Raw genomic sequence first — 21,303 nt, 5'->3', positions numbered from 1 at the left:
GCCCAGGCGGTGGTCCGGCAGGCACCCGGGGTGCATCGGCAGTCCCATGACCACCGACACGAGGATGGTGCACCAGTGAGCGGCACCTGGCTGCTGGCGGCCGCAGTGGGCGGTCTCTGGGCGCTCGTGTTCGTCGCGACGCAGCTGCTGGTCTCACCGCCGCTCGGCACGGCCCCGACCGTGCTCGGGGGCACGACCCTCACCGTGCTGGTCATCCTCGGGTATCCGTCCGTGCTGCGGGGGCCGCGGGGCCTGTCGAAGGCCGCGCTGCGCACGACCGGCTCCCGTCGGGGGGGCGTGGAGCAGCGACGCCTCGCCCACCGTGACCCGGTCGCGGTCATCGGCCAGGGGATGCCGCTGCGGCGTGGCCTGACGGCCGACGCCGCCGAGCGGACCGCGAAGCTGCTCGCCCCGCTGCTGGACGCCGACGCCGTGGCGATCACGAGCCGCGAGCAAGTGCTCGCGTTCACCGGCCCCGGGCGCGATCATCACAAGCCCGGTGAGCCCCCCACGACCGCGGCCACCGAGAAGGTGCTGTCCGGCTCACGATCGCTCGTGCTGCACGACCGCGCCGAGCTCGGCTGCCCGCACGAGCACTGCCCGCTGGAGAGCGCGACCATGGCCCCCCTGGAGGTCGGGGGACACGCGGTCGGCGCGCTCAAGGTCTACCGACTGCAGCCGGACCCGCCCACCCGCGAGCTCGTGGAGGGCATCGCCGGGATCCTGTCGCTGCACCTCGAGTTGAGCGAGCTGGACCACGAGCGGCAGCTCGCGGTGGACGCGAAGCTGGACGCGCTGCGGGCGCAGATCAACCCGCACTTCCTCTTCAACACGCTGAACACGATCACCTCCAAGGCCCGCACGGACCCCGAGGAGACGCGCCGCCTCCTCCTGCGCCTCTCGGACTTCTTCCGGTACTCGATCCGTCAGCACGGACAGTTCGCGGAGTTCGGCCAGGAGTACTTCTTCGTCCGCACCTACGTGTCCCTGGAGCAGGCCCGGTTCGGCGAACAGCTGCAGGTCCGCTACGACGTCGATCCCCAGGTGCTCGGCGCCCAGGTCCCGGTCCTCGTCCTGCAGCCCCTCGTCGAGAACGCGATCAAGCACGGTCTGGCGGGCAAGGTCGGCGGGGGCACCGTCACGCTGCGGGCACGCGTGGACCCGCTGACCCGGCGCACCCGCCTGCAGGTCACCGACGACGGGGCCGGCATGGACGCCGACTCACTCGAGGAGGTCCTGTTCGGCGCTGAGGCCACCGGTGGGATCGGCCTGCGCAACATCTCCGAACGCATCGAGACTCTGTTCGGCGACCGGTCGACCATGGAGGTGCGGTCCGCGCCCGGTCAGGGCACCACCGTCGAGCTGACCTTCCCGCTGCGATGAGCGCGATGAGCCCCTCCGACGCCCCCCGCCGCGCCCGTCGCGCGAGGTGCCTGATCGTGGACGACGAGGCGCCCGCACGTGAGGAGCTGCGCTTCCTCCTCGACGGCTTCGACGACGTGCAGGTCGTCGGCGAGGCGACCAACGGGGAGGAGGCGCTGACCCTGCTGGAGAGCCTCGACTACGACGTCGTGCTGCTCGACATCCGCATGCCCGGGGGCACCGGCCTCGACGTCGCCCGAGCGTTGCGGCAGGCACCCCAACGGCCGGCGGTGATCTTCACCACCGCCTATGGCGACCACGCGGTCGAGGCGTTCGACCTGGCCGCCGCCGACTACCTCGTGAAGCCGTTCGACGCCGAGCGTCTTCGTCGCGCGCTCGACCGGGCGCTCGGGCACAGCGACGACGAGGAACCGCGTCTCGCGCCCTCGTCATCGCCCCCACAGGAAGGCGCACCCGAGGCGGGATCGGGGACGGAGGAGACCGGAAAGGAACCGCCCACCCGGGAGCCCGGACGATCGGCCGACGCGGGATCCCCGACGGGGGAGGCCGCCAAGGAGCGAACGCGTCGGCAGGGACCTCCGCGGATCCCGGTGCAACGGGGCGACCGGACGGTCCTCGTCGATCCGCGCGAGATCGTCTACGCGGAGGCCGCACGCGGGTACAGCGCGTTGAAACTCCGCGAGGAGCGGGTCCTGGTGACGTTCACGCTGTCCGAGCTCGAGCGCCGCCTCGGGCCCCGCTTCTTCCGGACCCACCGTTCCTACCTCGTGAACCTCGACTACGTCCGCGAGCTGATGAGCGACTACCAGGGCGCGCTCGTGCTCGTGCTCGGGGACGGCAGCCGCGTCGACGTGTCCCGGCGGCAGGCGCGCGACCTGCGGCGCCTGCTCGGCATCTAGGTGTCGCCGTACTCCTCGTCGCGGACGAGGCTCTCGAGCTGGTCGCGGGGGGTGTCGCGGTCGTGGACGCTCGCCTCCGGCTGCTCGGGCACGTCGCGGGCGGCCCGACGGAGCTCCTCGGCGTCGAGCCCCTCGTCGGCGAGGGCGCGCAGCTCCTCCTCGCTGAGCACGCTGTCGGGCGCCGCACGGATCCGGCTGCGCGCACGCGCAGCGGCGTTGCCGCCCCGTACGCGCCGACGGGAACGGTCCTCGGGTGCTCCCGGTCGCTCACGCGTCATGGCGCCCTCCTCGTTGGGTTGCCCGCTGCCGCGAGCCTAGCGTCCTGCCTGGGCGCCGAAGCCTGCCCCACCGGTGTGCGGCCCACACGGTCGTCGGCACCGGGCACCGGCGACGAAGGTCCCCCGACCCCCGTCACACCAGACCGTCGATGTCGGACTGCTTGTCGCGGACCGCCTCGGCCGCCCGGCGCAGGTCGGCGAGTTCGTCGTCGGTGAGGTCGATCTCGACGATCTCGCCCACGCCACGGCGGTCGAGCCGCACCGGGACACCCAGGTAGACGTCGCTGATCCCGAACTCGCCGGTGACCCAGGCACACGCCGGCATCATCGCGCCCTCGTCGCCGGCGATGGCCTGCACCATCCGGGCAGCGGCGCTCGCGGGGGCGAAGTACGCGCTGCCCTCCTTGAGCAGCGCGACCACCTCGGCGCCACCTCCGCGGGTCTGCTCGACGATGTCGTCGATCGTGCCCTGATCGAGCACGTCGGCCAACAGCTTGCCGTCGACGCGCACGCGGGAAGGCACCGGGACCATGGTGTCCCCGTGGCTGCCCAGCGTCATCGCCTCGACGGCCGTGGGCTTCGTGCCGACCGCGGCCGCCGTCTTGTCCTGGAACCGGGCGGTGTCGAGCATGCCCGCCTGGCCGACCACCCGCTGCGTCGGCAGACCCGACACGCGCTGGAATAACGCCGTCATCTCGTCCAGCGGGTTCGAGACCACGATGACGACCGCCTCGGGGGAGCTGGCGGCGATCTCGCGCGCGACGGTGCCGACGATCTGCGCGTTGTCGTTGATGAGGTCCATCCGGCTCATGCCCGGCTTGCGAGGCTTGCCCGCCGTGACGACCACGACGTCGGACCCGGCGGTCGCGTCGTAGGTGTTCGTGCCGACGATCTCGGTCTCGAAGCCCTCGATGGGCCGGCTCTGGTTCATGTCGAGCGCGAGGCCCTGGGGCAGCCCCTCGACGATGTCGAGCATCACGACCCGGTCGGCGAAGTTCATGCGCGCGACCTTGTCGACCAGGGTGGAGCCGTACTTACCCGCGCCGATGACGCTGATCTTCACGGTCGTGCTCCTCTCGGCGGATGTCTGCCCGGTGGCGGCAGCCTATCCCGCGCACCACGGTTCCGCGCCACGGGTGGGCGCCATAGGCTGCGGGCGGTGGGCAAGGCGTCCGGACACGAGGCAAGAGGGGTGACGCATGCACGTGATCGTCGTGGGCGGAGGCATCGTCGGCGCGAGCGCGGCCTACCACCTCGCGGTCCGCAACGTGACGGTCACACTCGTCGACCGCGCGGACACGGGCCAGGCGACCGCCGCCGGGGCGGGCATCGTGAGCCCGTGGAGCCGCGACGAGCACGACCTCGAGGCCTACACCCTCGGACGCGAGAGCGCGCGACACTATCGGGAGCTCGCCGCAACCCTCGCCGATGACGGCGACGGGGACCTCGGGTTCCGGGTGGTGGGCGGCATCGCGCTCGCCCGCGACCCGGGGGAGCTCGCGCACCAGGAGGCCACACTGCGTGCGAGACGGGACGACGCGCCCGAGATCGGCGACGTCGCCCTGCTCGACCCCGCCGAGTTGGGCCGGGCGTTCCCGCCGGCGCGCCGTGACCTCGTCGGCCTCCACCACACGGGGGCGGGGCGCATCGACGGACGGCAGGCCTGCGCGACCCTGCGATCGGCGGCGCAGCGGCGCGGCGCGGAGTTGCGCCACGGCAGCGCCGAGCTCGACTCGAGTGGCGAGCGCATCGAGGGGGTGCGCGTGGAGGGCGTCGCGCTGGAGGCGGACGCGGTCGTCGTCGCCGCCGGCGCCTGGACGCCGCCGGTGTGCGCCCCCGCCGGGATCGACCTCCCCGTGACCGCCCAGCGGGGACAGATCGTGCACCTCGAGCTGCCGGGCGCCGACACCGCACCGTGGCCGGTCGTGCACGCGTTCGCGCGGCACTACCTGCTGGGCTTCGGCGGTCCCCGGGTGGTCGCCGGCGCGACCCGCGAGGACGGGACCGGCTTCGACCACCGCGTGACGGTGGCGGGGCTCTCCCAGATCCTCGAGCGGGCGGTCGAGGTCGCGCCCGACCTCGGCGAGGCGACGGTCGCCCAGACCCGGGTCGGGTTCCGACCGATGAGCTCCGACGGGCGCCCGCTGCTCGGGCCCGTGCCCGGCGCCGAGAACGTGGTCGTCGCCACCGGGCTCGGTCCGCGCGGCCTCACCGTCGGCCCGCTGGTCGGTGCGATCGCCGGCGATCTCGCGGTGGGCGAAGCGCCGCGGGTCCCGATCGAGGGGTTCGCTCTCACTCGCGCGTAGCGGGGGGAGCCCACACCGCCGGGTCGGGGCTCAGACCGCGGGCAGGCCGGCCTGGATGCGGGCTGCGCGCACCGTGTTCTCGAGCAGCATCGTGACCGTCATCGGCCCCACGCCGCCCGGCACCGGCGTCAGCGCGCCCGCGACCTCCTCCACCGTCGGGTCGGTCACGTCCCCGTGGAGCGAGCCGTCCTCCGCCCGATGGATCCCGACATCGATCACCGTGGCGCCAGGACTCACCATGTCCGCGGTGAGAGCGCCGGCCACCCCGGCGGCGACGACGATGACGTCGGCGGCTCGCGTGTGCGCCGCGAGGTCACGGGTGCGGGTGTGACACACGGTCACCGTGGCGTTGCCCACCGGGCCGCCCGGCGAGGGCTTGGCCGACAGCAGCGTCGCCAGGGGACGGCCGACGAGCTGACTGCGGCCGAGGACCACGATGTTCGCGCCCGACACCGCGATCTCGTAGGTCGCGAGCAGCACGGCGCAGCCCAGCGGTGTGGCCGGGACGAACCGGGGATCGCCCCGCATGAGCCGCCCCGCGTTCTCGGGGTGCAGCCCGTCGACGTCCTTGGTGGGGTCGGTGCGCTCCTGGGCCTCCACCTCGTCGAGGTGATCGGGCAGCGGCATCTGGACGATGATCCCGCTCACCGCCGGGTCGGCGTTCAGGCGGTCGACGACCTCCAGGAGCTCGGACTGGCTGACCTCGGCATCGAGGCGCTCGCCCAGTGAGCGCATCCCGACCCGCTCGCACATCCGCTCCTTCTGTCGGACGTAGACCTCGCTCGCGGGGTCGTCGCCCACCAGCACGGCCGCCAGCCCGGGGACAATCCCGTGCTCGCCCAGCGCCGTGACCTCGGTCGCGATCCGCTCCCGCTCGGCCGCAGCGGTGGCCTTGCCGTCGATCGTCGTCGCCCCCATCACGCACTCCTGTCCCGCAGACCTCGGTTCCGGGCCGCCGGACACGGCGGCCCGGGCATGATGCCTGACGGTCGCCGCCGCGTGCAGCGTTCGTCGACTCCCTGCCGGACGTGCACACCCGCCGATCAGAGCCGCGGGTCCGCGCGGTGCTCCAACGGGCGGCGCCCACTGCCCCACCCGCCGACGAACGCGGCCGCGCTGACCACCGCGCCGGTCGCCAGACGCTCGACGGCGACGCGGCTCACGAGCAGCCCCAGCACCGAGCCGACCAGCGCGACCAGCAGGCCGAGGACCCACGCCGGCAGCAGGAGCCAGCGCAGGAGCACTCCCGCGAGGCGGCGCGCGCGGCCGGCCGCGACCGTCAACGCGGCCACGAACAGCACCGTGCCCGCCCCGGCCGCACCGGCCGCGAGCTCGTCCACGCCGAGCGCGGCGAGCCCGTCGGCGATCACGTCGAGCGCGGACGCCAACAGGGGGGCGAACTCCTCGACGAGGTCGCGCCCGACGTTCACCGCCGCGGTCCCCACGAGCGGCGCCATGAGCGCGAGCCCCGTCGTCACCACCCCGAGCAACGTCACCCGGGTCCACGCGCGCGCTCGCCCCGGCGGCGCGGCGCGCGCCCCGAGGGGCCATGCCCACGCGGCCGGCGGCACGAGCGTCAGCAGCCAGGGGGCGCCCGCGAGCCGGCTGAACAGCACGTGGAGCAGGACCACGCCGGCATAGATCCCGGGCTCGGGCAGCTCGAACGGCTCGATCGGTGCGACGATCACGAGGCCCGCGAGCAGCGCCAGCACGAGGAACCAGCGCGCCGTCGGGGGCGGGGTGAGACGCAGCTGCTGGGGTTCCTGCCCCCTCGGGCCGGCGATGGTCGTCCCGGCCTCGAGCACCGCCGCGCACGAGCCCGGCCGCTGTGCCGGGTCCGGATGCAGCGCCTGTGCGACCGTCGGGGGGAGGTCCAGACGCCCGGGGTCGGCGAGCAGGTCGGCGAGCTGGGCGCCGCGGGCACCGCTCACCAGCGCGATGATCGTCGCGGCGAACGAGTAGACGTCCGCGGGCGGGCCGGCGTGCCCGGTCATCACCTCGGGAGCCGCGAAGAGCGGCGTGCCGACGCGTGTCGCCTCGCGCGTGTCGAGCCCACGCAGCGTGGACACGTCCACGAGCACGACCCGCCCGTCGTCCTGCTCGATCAGGTTCGCGGGCTTCACGTCACGGTGCACCAGCGGCACACCCTCGGACCACCGTCCCGCGTGCAGGAGGTCGAGGGCCTCCGCGAGCGGGCGCAGCCGGCGCAGGGCGTACGGGTCGGCGGGTGCGGCGCCGAGGGGCTCCCCGGCGACGAAGTCCATTTCGACGAACCCCCACCCCTCGAGGGTCGAGCCGGTGAGCCGCCCCGTGCGGTGCACCCGCACCAGGGCGGGGTGGTCGATCCGGGTCAGCCAGTCACCGCGGCGTCCCAGCTCCTCGGGGGCGGGGAGCACCTCCGGTCGCACGAGCTTGAGGGCGCGCCGCTGCCCGCGTTCGTCGCGCGCGTCCCAGACCTCGCCCTCACCACCGCTGCCGACCATCTCGACCAGCCGCAGGCCGGCGACCACCCGCGGGCGCGCCTGCGGCTGCTGCACGGCGGTCGGGTCAGCACTCACGCGCGTGAGGATGCCATCCAAGACGCGCCGGACGGGCGATCCCGGCCCGTCCGCACGGCCGATCGACGCTCACGGCTCGAGGTCGCCGGGATCGAGCTCCTCGGGATCGAGCTCCTCGGGAGGCACAGGCTGGTCCGGCGCTTCGCCGGGAGACTGGCCCGGCGCTTCGCCGGGAGACTGGCCCGGCGCTTCGCCGGGAGACTGGCCCGGCGCTTCGCCGGGAGGCTGGCCCGGCGCTTCGCCGGGAGGCTGGCCGGGCGCCGGTTGCGGGACGGGCCCCTCCTCGGCCTGCGGCGCGGGCAACGGCTCCGAGTACTCGGGCGGGGTGAGCGCGAGCCAACCGACCAGCGCGACGGCGGCCCCGGCCACGACACCGACCACCACGCCCCCTCCGGGGAACGTGGCGGCCTCGGGGCCGGGCTCGCCAGGCGCACCGGACCCGCCGGGCTCGCCAGGCGCACCGGACTCGCCGGACTCTCCGGACTCTCCGAACCCGCCGGACCCGCGGGACTCTCCGAACTCGCCGGACCCGCCGAACTCGCCGAACTCGCCGAACTCGCCGGACTCGCCGGACTCGCCGGACTCGCCGGGCACACCCCGTTCCCCGGTGGCGGGCTGGCGGCTCGCCGGTTCCTGGGCGGCCATGGGACCTCCTCACCCCGCGTCGTTCGACGGGTACCGGGAACTGGTCCCCACCATGATCGGACTGTGGCGCCACCGCAGCGAGCGTCCCGGCCATGCAGCCCGGCCCCCTCGTCCGACACGTGCAGGCGAGGAGGCCCCGGGCCCGCAGCCGCAGCGCTCGATATCCACGAACACGCTCGGCCCCGTCGGCACCCTCGCGTTCCACCCACGGAGGGGCGGCTGGGCGTCCCGGGGGCAGCTACCGCGGCTGGGGTGTGGACGGAACCGCAGGCCGACAGCATCGAACAGTCCGTTGAGCGCATGTCGGGCCCGATCCTTTCGCCGCGTGTGGACAGGACCGTGAGTCGTTCGTAGCGCAAACGTCCACACCGCCGCGGCATCGCAGCGGTGTGGACGAGACCGCAGGCGGCGGAGGGTGGAGATGCCCACACCCCACCGACGAGGCGCTGCCCCATCCGGTGGACATGTGGCGCGTCGGGTCTCCGCGCGCGACGAGCGGGACCGCAGGCGCGTGACCAGGGCAGACGTCCGCGCGCGACGAGCGGGACCGCAGGCGCGTGACCAGGGCAGACGTCCGCGCGCGACGAGCGGGACCGCAGGCGCGTGGCCAGCGCAGACGTCCGCGCGCGGCGAGCGGGACCGCAGGCGCGTGGCCAGCGCAGACGTCCGCGCGCTAAAGCTCATCCCGCCGCGCACCGATCCCTGTCACGACCGGCGAGGAGGGGAAGGTGACCAGCGAGCACCGCTGCGGCGCCTGCGGCGCGCGGAACGGGCCCGGCGCGACCTGGTGCTCCCTCTGTCACGCCCGGCTTCCCGAGCCGCCGGGGCCCGAACGCAGCGCGCCGGACCCCGAGGCGCTCCTCGCCGGGCTACCGGGGAGCGAGCCCGAGCCCTCCGAGCCGACGGCAACGGCATCCCGGCAGGACCCCTGGCCGGCCTCGCCTCGGGAGGCGACATCCAGCCCGGGGTCGGCGATCCCGACGAGCGAGCAGGCCTTCGAGCAGGTCCGCAACGAATGGCTCTGCTCGGCCTGCGGGCGCCGCAACCTGGTGAGCGCGCAACGGTGCGAGGGCTGTGGCGTGCACGCGACCGGGATGATGGCCATCCAGGCTGGCCTCGAACGCGATCGCTCGGGTGTCCGCAACGCCGACACCGGGCTGCCCCACCCGGGCGTCCCGGGGGCCATCGGGGTCGGCCGGGCACCGGCCGGAGGGTTCCTCGGCTGGATCGCGTCGAGCTTCGCGAGCGGCCTGCAGTTGGCGCTGCTGTCCTTCCGCCTCGCCACCCGGCACCCGCAGCTCATGCTCGTGCCGGCGGTGACCGTGGTGGTCAGCGCGCTCCTCGCGCTCTCGATCGCGGCGATCGCCGGGGTCGAGGTGCTCGCGCTGCTCGACCCCGCGAGCTGGGAGCACCTCGACCTCGCGGAGCGGGTGGCCTACCTGATCCTCTTCGTCGTGAGCTACCTGCTCGCGATCCTCGCCCAAGCCGTGCTGGTGGTTGCCTTCACCGACCGCTTCGACGGCCGTCCGGTGGACCTGTCCCGTGCCGTCCGGCAGGTCGTGCGCCACCTCGGCCCGCTGGCCCGGTGGGCACTCGTGGACGCCGCAGTCGGCTTCGTGCTCGACATGGTCAGCGAACGCGTGAACCGCACCGTCGGGTTCGCCGGCAAGCTGGCCTGGCACACGCTGACGGTGCTCGTCGTCCCGATGATCGCCGTGGAGGGCATCCCGGTGCGCGAGGCGATCCGACGCTCACGTTGGCTGATCGGGCGCGTGTGGAGCCGCTCGCTCGTCAGCGGGTTCGGGCTCGGCCTCCTCGTCACGGTACTGGCCTTCGTGACCGTGCTGACGACGGTCCTGATCGCGACGGTGCAGCCGCTGATCGGACTCGTGCTGCTGCTGGTCGGCCTCGTGGCGATCCAACTGCTGGCCGCCGTCGCGGGGAGCGCGCTCGCGGCCTCGCTGTACCGCTACGCGCTCACCGGCGAGGTGCCCTCCCCCTTCACCCCCCGTGTGCTGCGCGTTCCGGGCCACATGCAGTCGGCGTAGCGCCGGGGGCGGACGACGAACCGGCCCGCCGCCCGGCGCGGCACGGCCGACCACGGGCCACCCCGTGCTAGTGTCCTGAATCGTAAGTTCGTTGCATAATGTGGTACGATCCCTTCCTCCGATGAGAGGATGGGCGATGGCGGCTCGTGGCAGGCCAAAGGCCACGTTGGAGCTGTCCGATGAGGACCGGGCGACGCTCGAGCGGTGGGCGCGCCGTCCCAAGACGTCGCAGCGGTTGGCGCAGCGCTCGCGGATCGTGCTGGCGTGCGCGAGGGGGGCGTCGAACCGGGAGGTCGCCGCCGAGCTGGGCGTCAGCGAGGCGACGGTGGGCAAGTGGCGGCGACGGTTCGTCGCTGGCGGGGTGGAGGCGTTGGCGGATGCGCCGCGGCCGGGCGCGCCCCGCCAGATCACCGACGCCGACGTCGAGCGGGTGGTGACCAGGACCCTGGAGGAGACCCCGCCGGATGCCACGCACTGGTCGACCCGGTCGATGGCCGCCGCGGCGGGCATGTCGCAGACGGCAGTCAGCCGCATCTGGCGCGCGTTCGGCCTCAAGCCGCACCTGACCGAGACGTTCAAGGTCTCCACCGACCCCGACTTCATCGACAAGGTCAGAGACATCGTCGGGCTCTACCTGGACCCGCCCGAGCGCGCGGTCGTGCTGTGCGTGGACGAGAAGTCCCAGACCCAGGCGATCGACCGCACCCAGCCGGTGTTCCCGCTGCTGCCGGGCACCCCCCAGCGGGCCACCCACGACTACGTCCGCCACGGCACCACCAGCCTGTTCGCCGCCCTGGACCTGGCCACCGGGCAGGTCATCGGCCAGCACCGCCGCCGCCACCGCGCCGCCGAGTTCAAGAAGTTCCTCAACCAGATCGACGCCGAGGTGCCCGACCACCTCGACGTGCACCTGGTGCTGGACAACTACGCCACCCACAAGACCCCAGAGATCCAACGCTGGCTGCTGCGCCACCCGCGCTTCCACCTGCACTTCACGCCCACCGGCGCCAGCTGGCTCAACCTGGTCGAGCGCTGGTTCGCCGAGCTGACCACCAAACTGCTGCAGCGCAGCACCCACACCTCCGTGCAAGCCCTCGAATCCGACATCCGCGACTGGATCGCCACGTGGAACGAGAACCCCCGCCCGTACGCGTGGCACAAGACCGCCGACGAGATCCTCCACGCCCTCTCCGAATATTGCCAACGAATCTCCGACTCAGGACACTAGGCGTCCACGAGGGGCACCGGGCGCGCGCCGTCGAGAACCGGCTCGAGCGCGAACTCGGCGGCGCCCAGAAGGGGGGCGTCGAGCCCGAGCGACGCGGCGACGATGGCGGTCCCCTCCGCCGTCGGACCGATCGTGTGGCGGGTCATGCGCTCACGGATAGGTTGCCGCATCGCCGGCAGCGTGCGCCCGTACATGCCGCCGAGAACGATCAGCTCCGGGTTCAGGATGTTGACCAGCCCCGCGAGCCCGATGCCGAGCCACGCGCCGACGGCATCCACCGCCGCTGTCGCGGCCTCGTCGCCCGCGGCGGCCGCAGCCATCACCCGCTCCACGGCGTCGCCGTGCGGGTCCTCGGCGGGCTGCCCGGCATGGCGCAGCAGCGCGGCCTTGCCGGCTTCTGTCTCCCAGCAGCCCTGGCCGCCGCAGCCGCACGTCCGCCCGTCCGGGTTGACGGGGATGTGGCCGATCTCGCCGCCATAGCCCGCGGCGCCCACCAGCGGCTGTCCGTCGACGATGAGCCCGCCGCCGATGCCGACCTCCCCCGACAGGTACACCATGTTCGCGTGGGCGCGCGCCGCGCCGCGCCGGTGCTCGGCCAGGGCACCGAAGTCGGCCTCGTTGCCGACCCAGACCGGGCAGTCGACACCCAGCGCCGCCAGTGTCCCGCGCGTCAGGGACGCGAGCTCCACGTCCCGCCACCCGAGGTTGGGGGCGAGGCGCACGACGCCGTCGCCACGACGCACGATGCCGACCACCGCCACCCCGGCACCCATGATCGGCACTCGTGCGTCGATCACGGAGGCGGCGAGTTCGCGGACCGCCGACCTGGTCGACTCGACGTCCAGGTGCTCCCGGGAGCGGCTCACGCGGGCCTGGCGATGCACGGTGCCGCCGAGGCCGACAGTGGCGACCGCCACGAAGTCGACGGCGATCTCGACGGCGAGCACCGCGAGCCGCTCCGAGCAGACGCGCACGACCCGGGAGGGACGGCCCGGGGTCTTGCGCGGCTCCGCGGCCCCCTCCATGACGAGCCCCTCCGCGCCGAGCTCGTCGACGATGCCCTTGACCGTGCTGCGGTTGAGTCCGGTGAGGCGGGTCAGCTCGGCACGCGACAGAGGCCCGGCCAGGTGCACCTGCTCGAGCACGGTGCGGGCGCTCGCGCGACGACCCCCCCGGGGCGGGTGGGGCTGCTCACCGGACAGCACGGCCTCCGATCCTGCGGTTGCGGTCAGCGTACGTGACCGTGCCAATCGGCAGGCACGGACGCCGCACGGGCACCTGCTCGGGCTCAGTCGAGCGTCACCGTCCCCGCGAACACCTTGGCGGGCTCCGCCTCCTCCCCGGCCACGAGCGTGAGGGTCCCCGCGGGCACCCGATCCGCGGACGAGAGCCCGACGGAGACCTCCACCTCGCCGGGTTCGACCACGTAGCCGAGATCCTCGCCGTGGAACCCAAGCAGCGCACCCGGCAAGCCGAACGCGATCCGCCGGGTCTCCCCCGGCGCCGCCTCCACGCGGGCGAACGCCTTCAGCTCGCGCACCGGCCGAGTGACGCTCGCCGCCGGATCGCGTACGTAGAGCTGCACGACGTCCTCCCCGGCAAGCGCACCACGGTTGGCGACCGTGACCTCGATCGTCGCCGTGCCGTCCGTGGGCAGGGTGGCCTCGGCGATCCGCGTGGCCTCGACGACGAACGAGGTGTACGTCAACCCGTGGCCGAACGGATAACGCGGACGGCTCGGGGCATCTACGTAGTCCCCCTTCCAGTGCGACCGCCCGCCGGAGACCTTGTGGTTGTAGAAGACCGGGACCTGTCCGACGGTCTCCGGATACGAGACCGGCAGCTTGCCGCTCGGGTTGACCGCACCGGTCAGGGTCTCGGCGATGGCCCGTCCGCCGGCTTGGCCGGGCAGCCACGCCATCAGCACCGCGGCGCACTGTTCGTGCAGCCACGGGCTGCCGCAGGGCCGGCCCGCAACGAGCACCACGACCACGGGGGTGCCCGTGGCCACGACCTCGCGCGCGAGCGCCTCCTGCGCACCGGGCAGGTCCAGCGAGGCGCGGTCGCGGGCCTCGCCGCTCGTGCAGCCGTCGGTCAGACCCGACTTGTCGCCGACGACCAGGACCACGACGTCCGACTGGGCGGCGAGCGCCGCTGCTTCCGCGATCCCGCTCGTGTCGCTGGTGTTCACGTCGCAGCCACGGGCGTGCCGCACGCGCTCGCCGAGCCGGGCTCGTAGCTCGTCGAGGACGGTGGGTACGTCGCCGACCGACGCCTCGACCTGATGGTCGTCGGGCAGCGTGACCCCGAACGCACCATCCTCCCGGGTCTCGAGCAGTGTCTCGATGTGCGCCGGGTAGGTGTAGTCCCCCAGCAGGTGCCGGGCGGCGTCCGCGTTCGGCCCGATCACCGCGACCGTCCGGTGCGTGTCGGGGAGCGGCAACAGGTCGCCGTCGTTCTTGAGCAGCACGAGGCTGCGGCGTGCCGTCTCCAGCGCGAGCGACTGGTGCGGCGCGGCGTTCATCGCCGTCGGTGCCGCGTCCACGTCGACGTACGGTCGCTCGAACAGGCCCAGCTCGAACTTCTGGCGCAGGACCCGGGCGACCGCCGCGTCGACGTGGGCCGCGTCCACCCGGTGTCGATCGAGCGCTTCGGCCAGAGGGGTCGCGTAACAGTCGGTGCTGGGCAGCTCGACGTCGATGCCCGCGCGGAGCGCCATCGCCGCCGCCTCGGACTTGTCGGCGGCCAGACGATGATAGTGGGCGAGCTGGTCGACCGAGAAGTAGTCGGCCACGACGGTGCCGTCGAACCCCCACTGGCCACGCAGGACGTCGGTGAGCAGCTCGCGGCTCGCGCCGCACGGTATCCCGTCGAGCTCGTGGTAGGCGTTCATGATCGATCGGAGTCCGCCCTCGCGGACGGCCGCCTCGAACGGGTGGAGATGGATCTCGCGCAGCTCGCGCGCGGGGATGTGCGCGGGCGCCCAGTTCATGCCGCCCTCGGACGCCCCGTAGCCGACGAAGTGCTTGCCGGTGGCGACCACGCCCTCGCCGGTGTGCGCGCGCTGGTCCCCGGCGCCGGGTGACCCTTCCTGGAGACCGCGGACGAAGGCCACGCCCATGCGCGCGACGAGATGCGGGTCCTCGCCGTAGGTCTCCTCGAGACGCCCCCACCGAGCGTCCCGGCACACGTCGAGGACCGGCGACAGCCCCTGATGGGCCCCGACGGCCCGCATCTGCTCGCGGATCACGCCGGCGATGCGCTCGTTCAGCCCGGGATCCCAGGTGCTCGCGACCCCGATGGCCTGCGGGAACATCGTCGACTCCCGTGCCATGAGCCCCGAGCAGTTCTCCTCGTGCACGATCGCGGGGATCCCCAGCCGGGTCTCCTCGACGAGGTGGCGCTGGATCCGGTTGGCGAGCCCCGCCGCCTCGCGGGCACCCGCGTTCGTGGCGCCCGAGATCCTCGTCACCTGACCGAGGCCGTGCCCGAGCAGCTCACCGGCGCGGTCGGGGGCGAACTCGCCCTCCCGCAGCAGCTCGAACGCCCAGGCGCTGCCGAGCTGCGCGAGCTTCTCCTCCCGCGTCATCCGCGCGAGCAGGTCGTCCACCCGCTGCGCCACGGGTGTCGACGCGTCGGCGTAGGGCGGGAGGCCCGCCTCATGGGTGCTGGTCATCGCGTCTCCTCGGCCCACGTGTAGGGCCCACGGACGAGGGTCATCGGGCCCCGAGCAGGTGCTCGAGCGCGAGCTGGTCGAGCTCCACGAACCCGTAACCGCGGGCACCGACCCCGTCGGCGTCGAAACGCTCGAACGCCGAGGTGTCCCCCAGCAACTCCTCGGGGGTCTCGCCGGGCGCCAACGTCGGCGTGGCGAGCTCGGTGACCTTGCCGCTCGCGAGCAGCTGCTGCACCTCGGGGTCGGCCCGGAACGCCGCCGCCCGCTCCTTCAGCAGCAGGTAGGTGCGCATGTTCGACGCCGCCGAGGCCCACACCGCACGAGGATCCTCGGTGCGCAGCGGCTTGAAGTCGAAATGGCGCGGGCCGTCGTAGGTGGGCCCTCCGCCCAGCGGTCCGTGCTCGAGCAGGTCGACGAGGTAGAACGCGCTCTGCACGTCGCCGTGCCCGAACACGAGGTCCTGGTCGAACTTCGGCCCGTGCTGGCCGTTCAGGTCGATGTGGAACAGCTTGCCCTGCCACAGGGCCTGCGCGACGCCGTGCACCACGTTCAGGTTGGCCATCTGCTCGTGCCCCACCTCGGGGTTCACGCCGACCATGTCGGCGTGGTCGAGCGTGGAGATGAACGCGAGCATGTGCCCGACCGTCGGCAGCAGGAGGTCACCGCGCGGCTCGTTGGGCTTGGGCTCCAGCGCGAACCGCAGGCCGTGGCCCCGCTCGGTCACGTACTGCGCGAGCGTGTCGATCCCCTCGCGGTACCGCTCGAGCGCGGCGTAGGAATCCTTGGCCGCATCGATCTCCGAGCCCTCGCGGCCGCCCCAGAACACGTAGGTGGAGGCCCCCAGCTCCGCGGCGAGGTCGAGGTTGCGCATGACCTTGCGCAGGGCGAACCGGCGCACCGAGCGGTCGTTGCTGGTGAGCGCGCCGTCCTTGAAGACGGGGTGACCGAAGAGGTTGGTCGTCGCCATCGGCACGACGAGCCCGGTCTCCTCGAGGGCCTCCCGGAAGCGCTTCACGTGGCGTTCGCGTTCCGCCTCGTCCGAGGCGAAGGGCACCAGATCGTCGTCGTGGAAGGTCACCCCCCACGCTCCGATCTCCGCCAGCCGGTGCACGGTCTCGACGGGGTCGAGGGCAGCTCGGGTCGGCTCGCCGAAGGGGTCACGGGCCTGCCACCCGACGGTCCACAGACCGAAGCTGAACTTGTTCTCGGGGGACGGTTCAACGGGCATGGAGCACTCCTTGTCGGGGGCGCGCAGCGGCGCGGTCTCGTGGCATCGGGGCTACTTGACCGCGCCGGCCGTGAGCCCTTGCATCACGCGGTCCTGCGCGAAGAAGTAGAAGATCAGCACGGGGAGGCTGGCTGCGGTGAGGGCCATCATGACGGCGGGCACGTTGACACCGAACTGGCCGAACAGCTCTCGGAGCCCCACCGGCAGCGTCGCGTTGCTCCTCGACGACGTGAGGGTCAACGCGAAGATGAACTCGTTCCAGATGAAGATCAGGTTGTAGATCGACACGGTCGCGACGGCGGGCTTGGCCAGGGGCAGCAGCACGCTCCAGAACCGGCGGAAGTGGCCGGCCCCGTCGACGCTGGCCGCCTCGAGGATCTCCCGGGGCAGGCCGCGGAAGAACTCGGTCAGGATCAGGACCGTGATCGGCAGGCTGAACCCGATGTACGGGCCGACGAGCGCCCAGATCGAGTCGTAGAGCCCGATCTGCAGGGTGAGAACGAACACCGGGATGATGATCGCGTGGATCGGGATCATGAGGCCGGCGATGAACGCCACGTAGATCACGCGATTGGACCGGAACTTCATGAGCGCGAGGGGGTAGGCCGCCATCGCGCCGAACAGCGTCGCCGCGCCCACCGAGATCGTCGAGACCACGATGCTGTTCAGGAAGTACCGCAGGAACTGCGCCGACAGGACGAACTCGAGGTTCTCGAACGTCGGGGGCAGGGGCAGGCCCAACGGCCCCTGCAGGAACTCCCCCTGCGTGCGCAGGGCCGTCTGGATCATGAACAGGAAGGGGTAGAGCGCGAACAGCGTCGCGATCGCCGCCAGCAGGTAGAGGGGCGCGAACCGGATCAGGTGCCGCTTGACCATCGCCCTAGTCCTCCTCGACCTGGCGGGTCTGGTGCAGCACCAGCAACGTGGCCACCATCGCCAGCACGAACAGCACCACCGCGATCGCGCTGCCGTAGCCCATGTTCCCGCGGGTGAAGGCCTGACCGTACATGTAGGTGGCGAGGACCTCGGTGGCCCGGCCCGGCCCGCCACCGGTCATGATGTAGATCAGGTCGAAGTACTTGAGGGAGCCGATCACCGCCAGCAGGACCGCCGTGCGGGTCGTCCCCTTGAGCAGCGGCAGAGTCACGTAGCGGATCCGCGACCAGGGCTTGGCCCCGTCCACCGCCGCGGCCTCGTTCACCTCCTCGGGGATCGCCGTGAGTCCCGCGCGGTAGAGGATCATGTAGAACGGAATGAACTGCCAACAGATGACGACGATGAGGGCGGGCAACGCGGTGCTCGGCTGACCCAGCCACGGCTGGGTCAGCGCGCCGAGGCCGACGGCCTCGAGCGCTCGGTTCACCACCCCGAAAGTCGGGTTGTACATCGTCGACCACAGGATCCCGATGGCGACGGTCGACATGAGCAGCGGCAGGAAGAACACCGTGCGCAACACCCGCGTACCGCGGATCGGACTGATCAGCAGCAGGGCCAGCGCCAAGCCGATGGGGAGCTGGAACGCCAGCGACGCGAGCACGACGACGATGTTGTTCCGCAGCGAGAGCCACGCCACCGAGTCACCGATGATCTCCCGGAAGTTCTGGAGACCGACGAAGACCGGTTCGCTGATCCCGTCCCACTCGAGCGTGCTGAAGTAGAAGGAATTGAGGATCGGCCAGACCACGAAGACCACGTAGACCAGCGCGGCCGGAGCCAGGAACATGATGATCGCCGGCCCGTCGCGTTCGCTCAGCTTGCCGCGCCGGTGACCAGCCTCACCCGACTCGACCTCCGCCGCGCCGCGGGTCGGCTGCGCGGCCACATGCGGCTCCTGTGCCGTGGCACCGCGCTGGCCCGAAGGGGCCGCGACCACCTCCGGGCCCTGCGGTCGTGGTTCGCTCATCGCCTCGCTCCCGACCCACGTGGTGGGGACGCGCTCCGCGTCCCCACCACGTGGACTTCCGACGGGCAGTGTCGATCAGGACCCACCCGGCACGACCAGCGCCGGGCGGATGAGGGTCACTCCACTTCCTCTTCCAGGCCGCCGGCCTCGGCCTCGGCCTCCATCTCCGCGGCAGCCTCCTCGGGCGTGATGTCGAGCCCGAAGAGCTGCTGCGTGGTCTCGAGGTGCGTGGCCGCCATGTCCGGCGGCAGGAACTGGTCGTAGTAGTGCTGCAGGTGGTCGGCACCATCGATGGTGTCGACGAAGCGTTGCACGACCGGGTCCTCGATCTCGACCCCGTCGGTCCTGGCCGGCGTCCCGAGCGCCTCGTCGACCACGATCTGCGCGGACTGCGAGTCGCTCAGGTACCGCACCAACTCGAAGGCGAGGTCGGGATCGTCCACGGCTTCGGACACCGAGAAGGCGCCGTTCGCGCCACCGACGAGCACGTCCTGCTCACCGGTGCCGTCCTCGATCGCCGGGAACTCGAAGAAGTCGAAGTCGTCCTCCATGTCGGGCGCCTCGTCCCGGATAGCGTTCATGTTCCAGTCGCCCATGAGCTCCATGGCGGCATCGCCGGCGTAGAGGGGGGCACGGGAATCGCCCGTGTCGTACTCGAGCCCGTTGAAGCCCTCGACGAAGGCGTCCATCTCGACGAGCTCCTGGAGGCTCTCACCCGCCTCGACGAACGACTCGTCCTCGAACGTGCCGCCCTCCTCGCGGTTGAAGGCGTCGAGGAAGGGCTCGGGGCCGCCGTGACGGGCGGAGAAGTAGATGAACCAGAAGGCGCCGGGCCACTGCGGGCCGTTCGCCAGGGAGATGGGCGCGAGCCCCTCGTCCTGCAGGGTCTCGATGATCTCGAGGAACTCGTCGTAGGTCTCGGGCGGCTCGAGGCCGTGCTCGTCGAAGATGTCGGTGCGGTACCACATGTACGCCGCGCCGAGGATGGTCGGCGCCGCGTAGACCTCGCCGTCGATCGTGCCCGAGTCGATCGCGGGGTCGGCGAGCTCGTCCGCCCAGTCGGGGTTCTCCTCCATGTAGTCGGTCATCGGCTCGACGAGCCCTGCGTCCACATACTGCGCCAGGCCACCGCCGGTCCAGTTGTGGAACACGTCGGGCTGCGCGTCGGTACCCATCGCGGTCTGCAGCTCGGTCTTGTACGGGTCGTTCTCCACCGGGCGTGCGTCGACCTCGACGTCCGGGTACTCCTCGTTGAACCGCTCGACCGCATCGGCCACCTGCGGCTCGTGGTCGTCGAGGTACCAGAGCGACAGTTCGCCCTCCTCGTCCGAGGCCTCGTCGGGCTCGCCGTCGTCGGCGTCCTCCGCCTCATCGGGGTCTTCGGAGTCATCGGTCTCGGCGTCCGGCTCCTCGTCGCCGGCGTCATCGGCGACCTCCTCGTCCACGCCGCCGGTGCAGGCCGCCACGAGCAGCGCCAGCACCGCCAGCACGGAGAGCAGGACGCGCGGGGTCCTAGCCGGGATTGCGGGGATGTGCATCGACATGCGATTCCCTCCATGCCCGAGTCCGACTCCAGCCCGTCCTCACTGGCTCGGGGTCCTGCTCGGACTCCTGCTCGACAATATGTAGTTGCAGACAACTAATATGGAGGCTACGAGCCCATTACGAGGATGTCAAGGCGTTTGGTCCCACGATTCCGAGCGATCTCGACCAGCCGTCACCCCACCATGCGGCAGACACGGCCGCCCCATCCGGCCGTCGGCGGGCCCGAACGCCGCGGGGAAACCGTGGTCGCACCGTCCCCGCGATCGATCGTCGGAGGTCCACGGCTCATCACACCCGTCCGTGACAACCGCCCCGCCCGCGACCGATTCTTCCGTATATTGGTACGTGGACGGCGAACGTTCCCGGTCGGCGAGGAGTGGGAGGAGCGAACCATGGCGCCCCCCACCGCCCTCAGCCCCAGGAACATGCGGCGGCACAACCTCGGCCTGGTGCTGCGCACCGTCGCTGACCGGGGCACTGTCTCCCGGGCGGAGATCGTCGCCGCCACCGCCCTCAACAAGTCGACGGTCTCGAGCCTGGTCGGCGAGCTGCTGGCGCGGGGCCTCGTCCGCGAGAACGGGGAGCGGCCCACCCGCGGGGCGGGCCGCCCGGGCCGGGCGATCGGACTCGACGGGGATACGTTCGTGGCGCTCGGCCTCGAGGTCAGCGTGGATCACCTGTCGTTCGCGGCGATCGACCTGCTCGGCCGGGTGCGGGACGAGGGTTTCCTCCGCCGTGAGAACCGGGGCGAGGACCCCGGAGAGACGATCGAGGCCCTCGGCGCCCTCGTCTCGCGCCCCCTCGAGCGCCTGCGGGCCGGTGGTCTGCGGCCCGTCGGGGTCACGGTCGGGTTGCCCGGGCTCGTCGACCCCACTCGGGGGGAGCTCATCGTCGCGCCGAACCTGCGGTGGGGGCGCGTGCCCGTCGCCCGGTTGCTGCGCGATCACCTGGGGGGTGCGCTCGAGGTCCGACTGGAGAACGAGGCGAACCTGGCGGCGCTCGCGGAGCGGTGGGAGTCCGCCGGCCGTGACACGCCCGACTTCGTTTACGTCTCGGGCTACGCGGGCGTGGGGGCCGGACTCGTGACCGGGGGCGAGCTGTACCGGGGCGGGACCGGATTCGGCGGCGAGCTGGGTCACATGACGCTCGCCCCCGACGGGCCGTCCTGCGCCTGCGGGAGCCGGGGATGCGTGGAGACGTTCGCGGGGCTGCGGGCCCTGCTCCGGCAGTCGGGGTACAGCCCACGGGACGTGCGCCTCACGTCCCCCACGGCGCCCGTGCACCCCGTCCCGGAGATCGCCGCGGCCGCCACGAACGGCGACGCCCGGATCCTGGCAGCGCTCGAGGACATCGGCAGCCGTCTCGGGATCGCGCTCGCGTCCTCGATCAACCTGATCGGTGCCCCGGTGGTCGTGCTGGGCGGGTACTTCACCCCCCTGCACCCGTGGCTGCACGAACCGATCGCGCGCGAGATCCGACACCGCGTGTTGGCCGCGCATTGGGCACCCGTGGAGGTCCTGCGCTCCCGGATCATCGGCGGTGCGCCCGTCCGGGGCGGTGCCGGTGTCCTGCTGCGCGCGCTGATCGACGACCCGGACCGGTGACC

17 protein-coding genes are annotated in these 21,303 nt (G+C 72.4%); 6 read left to right on the top strand and 11 right to left on the bottom strand.

Annotated elements, in window-relative coordinates:
- Positions 1 to 75: 75 nt before the first annotated feature.
- Both ER308_RS14355 and ER308_RS14350 read left to right on the top strand, forming a co-directional pair.
- Positions 76 to 1,383, top strand: a complete 1,308-nt coding sequence (locus tag ER308_RS14355; protein WP_131155620.1) for a sensor histidine kinase — start codon at positions 76 to 78, stop codon at positions 1,381 to 1,383.
- Between the two features lie 56 nt (positions 1,384 to 1,439).
- On the top strand, positions 1,440 to 2,282 hold the full coding sequence (locus ER308_RS14350; protein WP_205745629.1) for a LytR/AlgR family response regulator transcription factor: 843 nt from the start codon (positions 1,440 to 1,442) through the stop codon (positions 2,280 to 2,282).
- Here ER308_RS14350 and ER308_RS14345 read toward each other — a convergent pair.
- Entirely contained in the window at positions 2,279 to 2,560 is a 282-nt protein-coding gene (locus tag ER308_RS14345) for a hypothetical protein (RefSeq protein WP_131155619.1), read from the bottom strand. The genes ER308_RS14350 and ER308_RS14345 overlap by 4 nt on opposite strands.
- 133 nt (positions 2,561 to 2,693) lie before the next feature.
- Positions 2,694 to 3,623, bottom strand: a complete 930-nt coding sequence (locus tag ER308_RS14340) for a malate dehydrogenase (protein WP_131155618.1) — start codon at positions 3,621 to 3,623, stop codon at positions 2,694 to 2,696.
- Positions 3,624 to 3,759: 136 nt separating this feature from the next.
- Here ER308_RS14340 and ER308_RS14335 point away from each other — a divergent pair, with 136 nt between their 5' ends.
- On the top strand, positions 3,760 to 4,866 hold the full coding sequence (locus ER308_RS14335; protein WP_131155617.1) for an NAD(P)/FAD-dependent oxidoreductase: 1,107 nt from the start codon (positions 3,760 to 3,762) through the stop codon (positions 4,864 to 4,866).
- 30 nt (positions 4,867 to 4,896) lie between these two features.
- On the opposite strand, the gene ER308_RS14330 is transcribed toward ER308_RS14335, so the two are convergent.
- The 3 genes from ER308_RS14330 to ER308_RS14320 form a co-directional block, all read right to left on the bottom strand.
- Positions 4,897 to 5,784, bottom strand: a complete 888-nt coding sequence (locus tag ER308_RS14330) for a bifunctional 5,10-methylenetetrahydrofolate dehydrogenase/5,10-methenyltetrahydrofolate cyclohydrolase (RefSeq protein ID WP_131155616.1) — start codon at positions 5,782 to 5,784, stop codon at positions 4,897 to 4,899.
- 125 nt (positions 5,785 to 5,909) lie between these two features.
- Positions 5,910 to 7,424 (bottom strand): protein kinase domain-containing protein, encoded by a 1,515-nt coding sequence (locus ER308_RS14325; protein WP_131155615.1) that lies wholly within the window; start codon positions 7,422 to 7,424, stop codon positions 5,910 to 5,912.
- Positions 7,425 to 7,493: 69 nt separating this feature from the next.
- Positions 7,494 to 8,069, bottom strand: a complete 576-nt coding sequence (locus ER308_RS14320) for a hypothetical protein (protein ID WP_131155614.1) — start codon at positions 8,067 to 8,069, stop codon at positions 7,494 to 7,496.
- Positions 8,070 to 8,797: 728 nt separating this feature from the next.
- Between ER308_RS14320 and ER308_RS14315 the strand changes: the two genes are divergently transcribed.
- Complete coding sequence (locus ER308_RS14315; protein WP_131155613.1) at positions 8,798 to 10,117, top strand: DUF6159 family protein; 1,320 nt, start codon at positions 8,798 to 8,800, stop codon at positions 10,115 to 10,117.
- A 136-nt stretch (positions 10,118 to 10,253) separates the two neighbouring features.
- The gene (locus ER308_RS14310; protein ID WP_131155612.1) at positions 10,254 to 11,345 is read left to right on the top strand and encodes an IS630 family transposase; all 1,092 of its coding nucleotides are present in this window, start codon (positions 10,254 to 10,256) and stop codon (positions 11,343 to 11,345) included.
- On the opposite strand, the gene ER308_RS14305 is transcribed toward ER308_RS14310, so the two are convergent.
- The 6 genes from ER308_RS14305 to ER308_RS14280 all read right to left on the bottom strand — a co-directional run bounded on the left by ER308_RS14305 (position 11,342) and on the right by ER308_RS14280 (position 19,696).
- On the bottom strand, positions 11,342 to 12,550 hold the full coding sequence (locus tag ER308_RS14305) for an ROK family transcriptional regulator (RefSeq protein WP_131155611.1): 1,209 nt from the start codon (positions 12,548 to 12,550) through the stop codon (positions 11,342 to 11,344). The genes ER308_RS14310 and ER308_RS14305 overlap by 4 nt on opposite strands.
- An 83-nt stretch (positions 12,551 to 12,633) precedes the next feature.
- Positions 12,634 to 15,021, bottom strand: a complete 2,388-nt coding sequence (locus ER308_RS14300) for a glycoside hydrolase family 3 N-terminal domain-containing protein (RefSeq protein ID WP_131155610.1) — start codon at positions 15,019 to 15,021, stop codon at positions 12,634 to 12,636.
- 40 nt (positions 15,022 to 15,061) lie between these two features.
- Positions 15,062 to 16,249 carry a xylose isomerase gene (gene xylA / locus ER308_RS14295; protein ID WP_131155609.1) on the bottom strand — a complete coding sequence of 396 codons (1,188 nt, stop codon included), beginning with the start codon at positions 16,247 to 16,249 and terminating at the stop codon, positions 15,062 to 15,064.
- A 51-nt stretch (positions 16,250 to 16,300) separates the two neighbouring features.
- Positions 16,301 to 17,125 (bottom strand): carbohydrate ABC transporter permease, encoded by an 825-nt coding sequence (locus ER308_RS14290; protein WP_131155608.1) that lies wholly within the window; start codon positions 17,123 to 17,125, stop codon positions 16,301 to 16,303.
- Between the two features lie 4 nt (positions 17,126 to 17,129).
- Positions 17,130 to 18,152, bottom strand: coding sequence for a carbohydrate ABC transporter permease (locus ER308_RS14285; protein WP_131155607.1), 1,023 nt, complete (start codon positions 18,150 to 18,152; stop codon positions 17,130 to 17,132).
- A 116-nt stretch (positions 18,153 to 18,268) separates the two neighbouring features.
- Positions 18,269 to 19,696 (bottom strand): ABC transporter substrate-binding protein, encoded by a 1,428-nt coding sequence (locus ER308_RS14280; RefSeq protein WP_131155606.1) that lies wholly within the window; start codon positions 19,694 to 19,696, stop codon positions 18,269 to 18,271.
- Between the two features lie 393 nt (positions 19,697 to 20,089).
- On the opposite strand from ER308_RS14280, the gene ER308_RS14275 reads away from it, so the two are divergent.
- Positions 20,090 to 21,301 (top strand): ROK family transcriptional regulator, encoded by a 1,212-nt coding sequence (locus ER308_RS14275; RefSeq protein ID WP_165492107.1) that lies wholly within the window; start codon positions 20,090 to 20,092, stop codon positions 21,299 to 21,301.
- Positions 21,302 to 21,303 lie beyond the last annotated feature (2 nt).

Origin of the sequence: Egibacter rhizosphaerae (assembly GCF_004322855.1) — a bacterium.
Classification (GTDB): Bacteria; Actinomycetota; Nitriliruptoria; order Euzebyales; family Egibacteraceae; genus Egibacter; species Egibacter rhizosphaerae.
The sequence above is the reverse complement of the archived record's forward strand: the minus strand, read 5'-3'. Positions and strand labels throughout refer to the sequence as shown.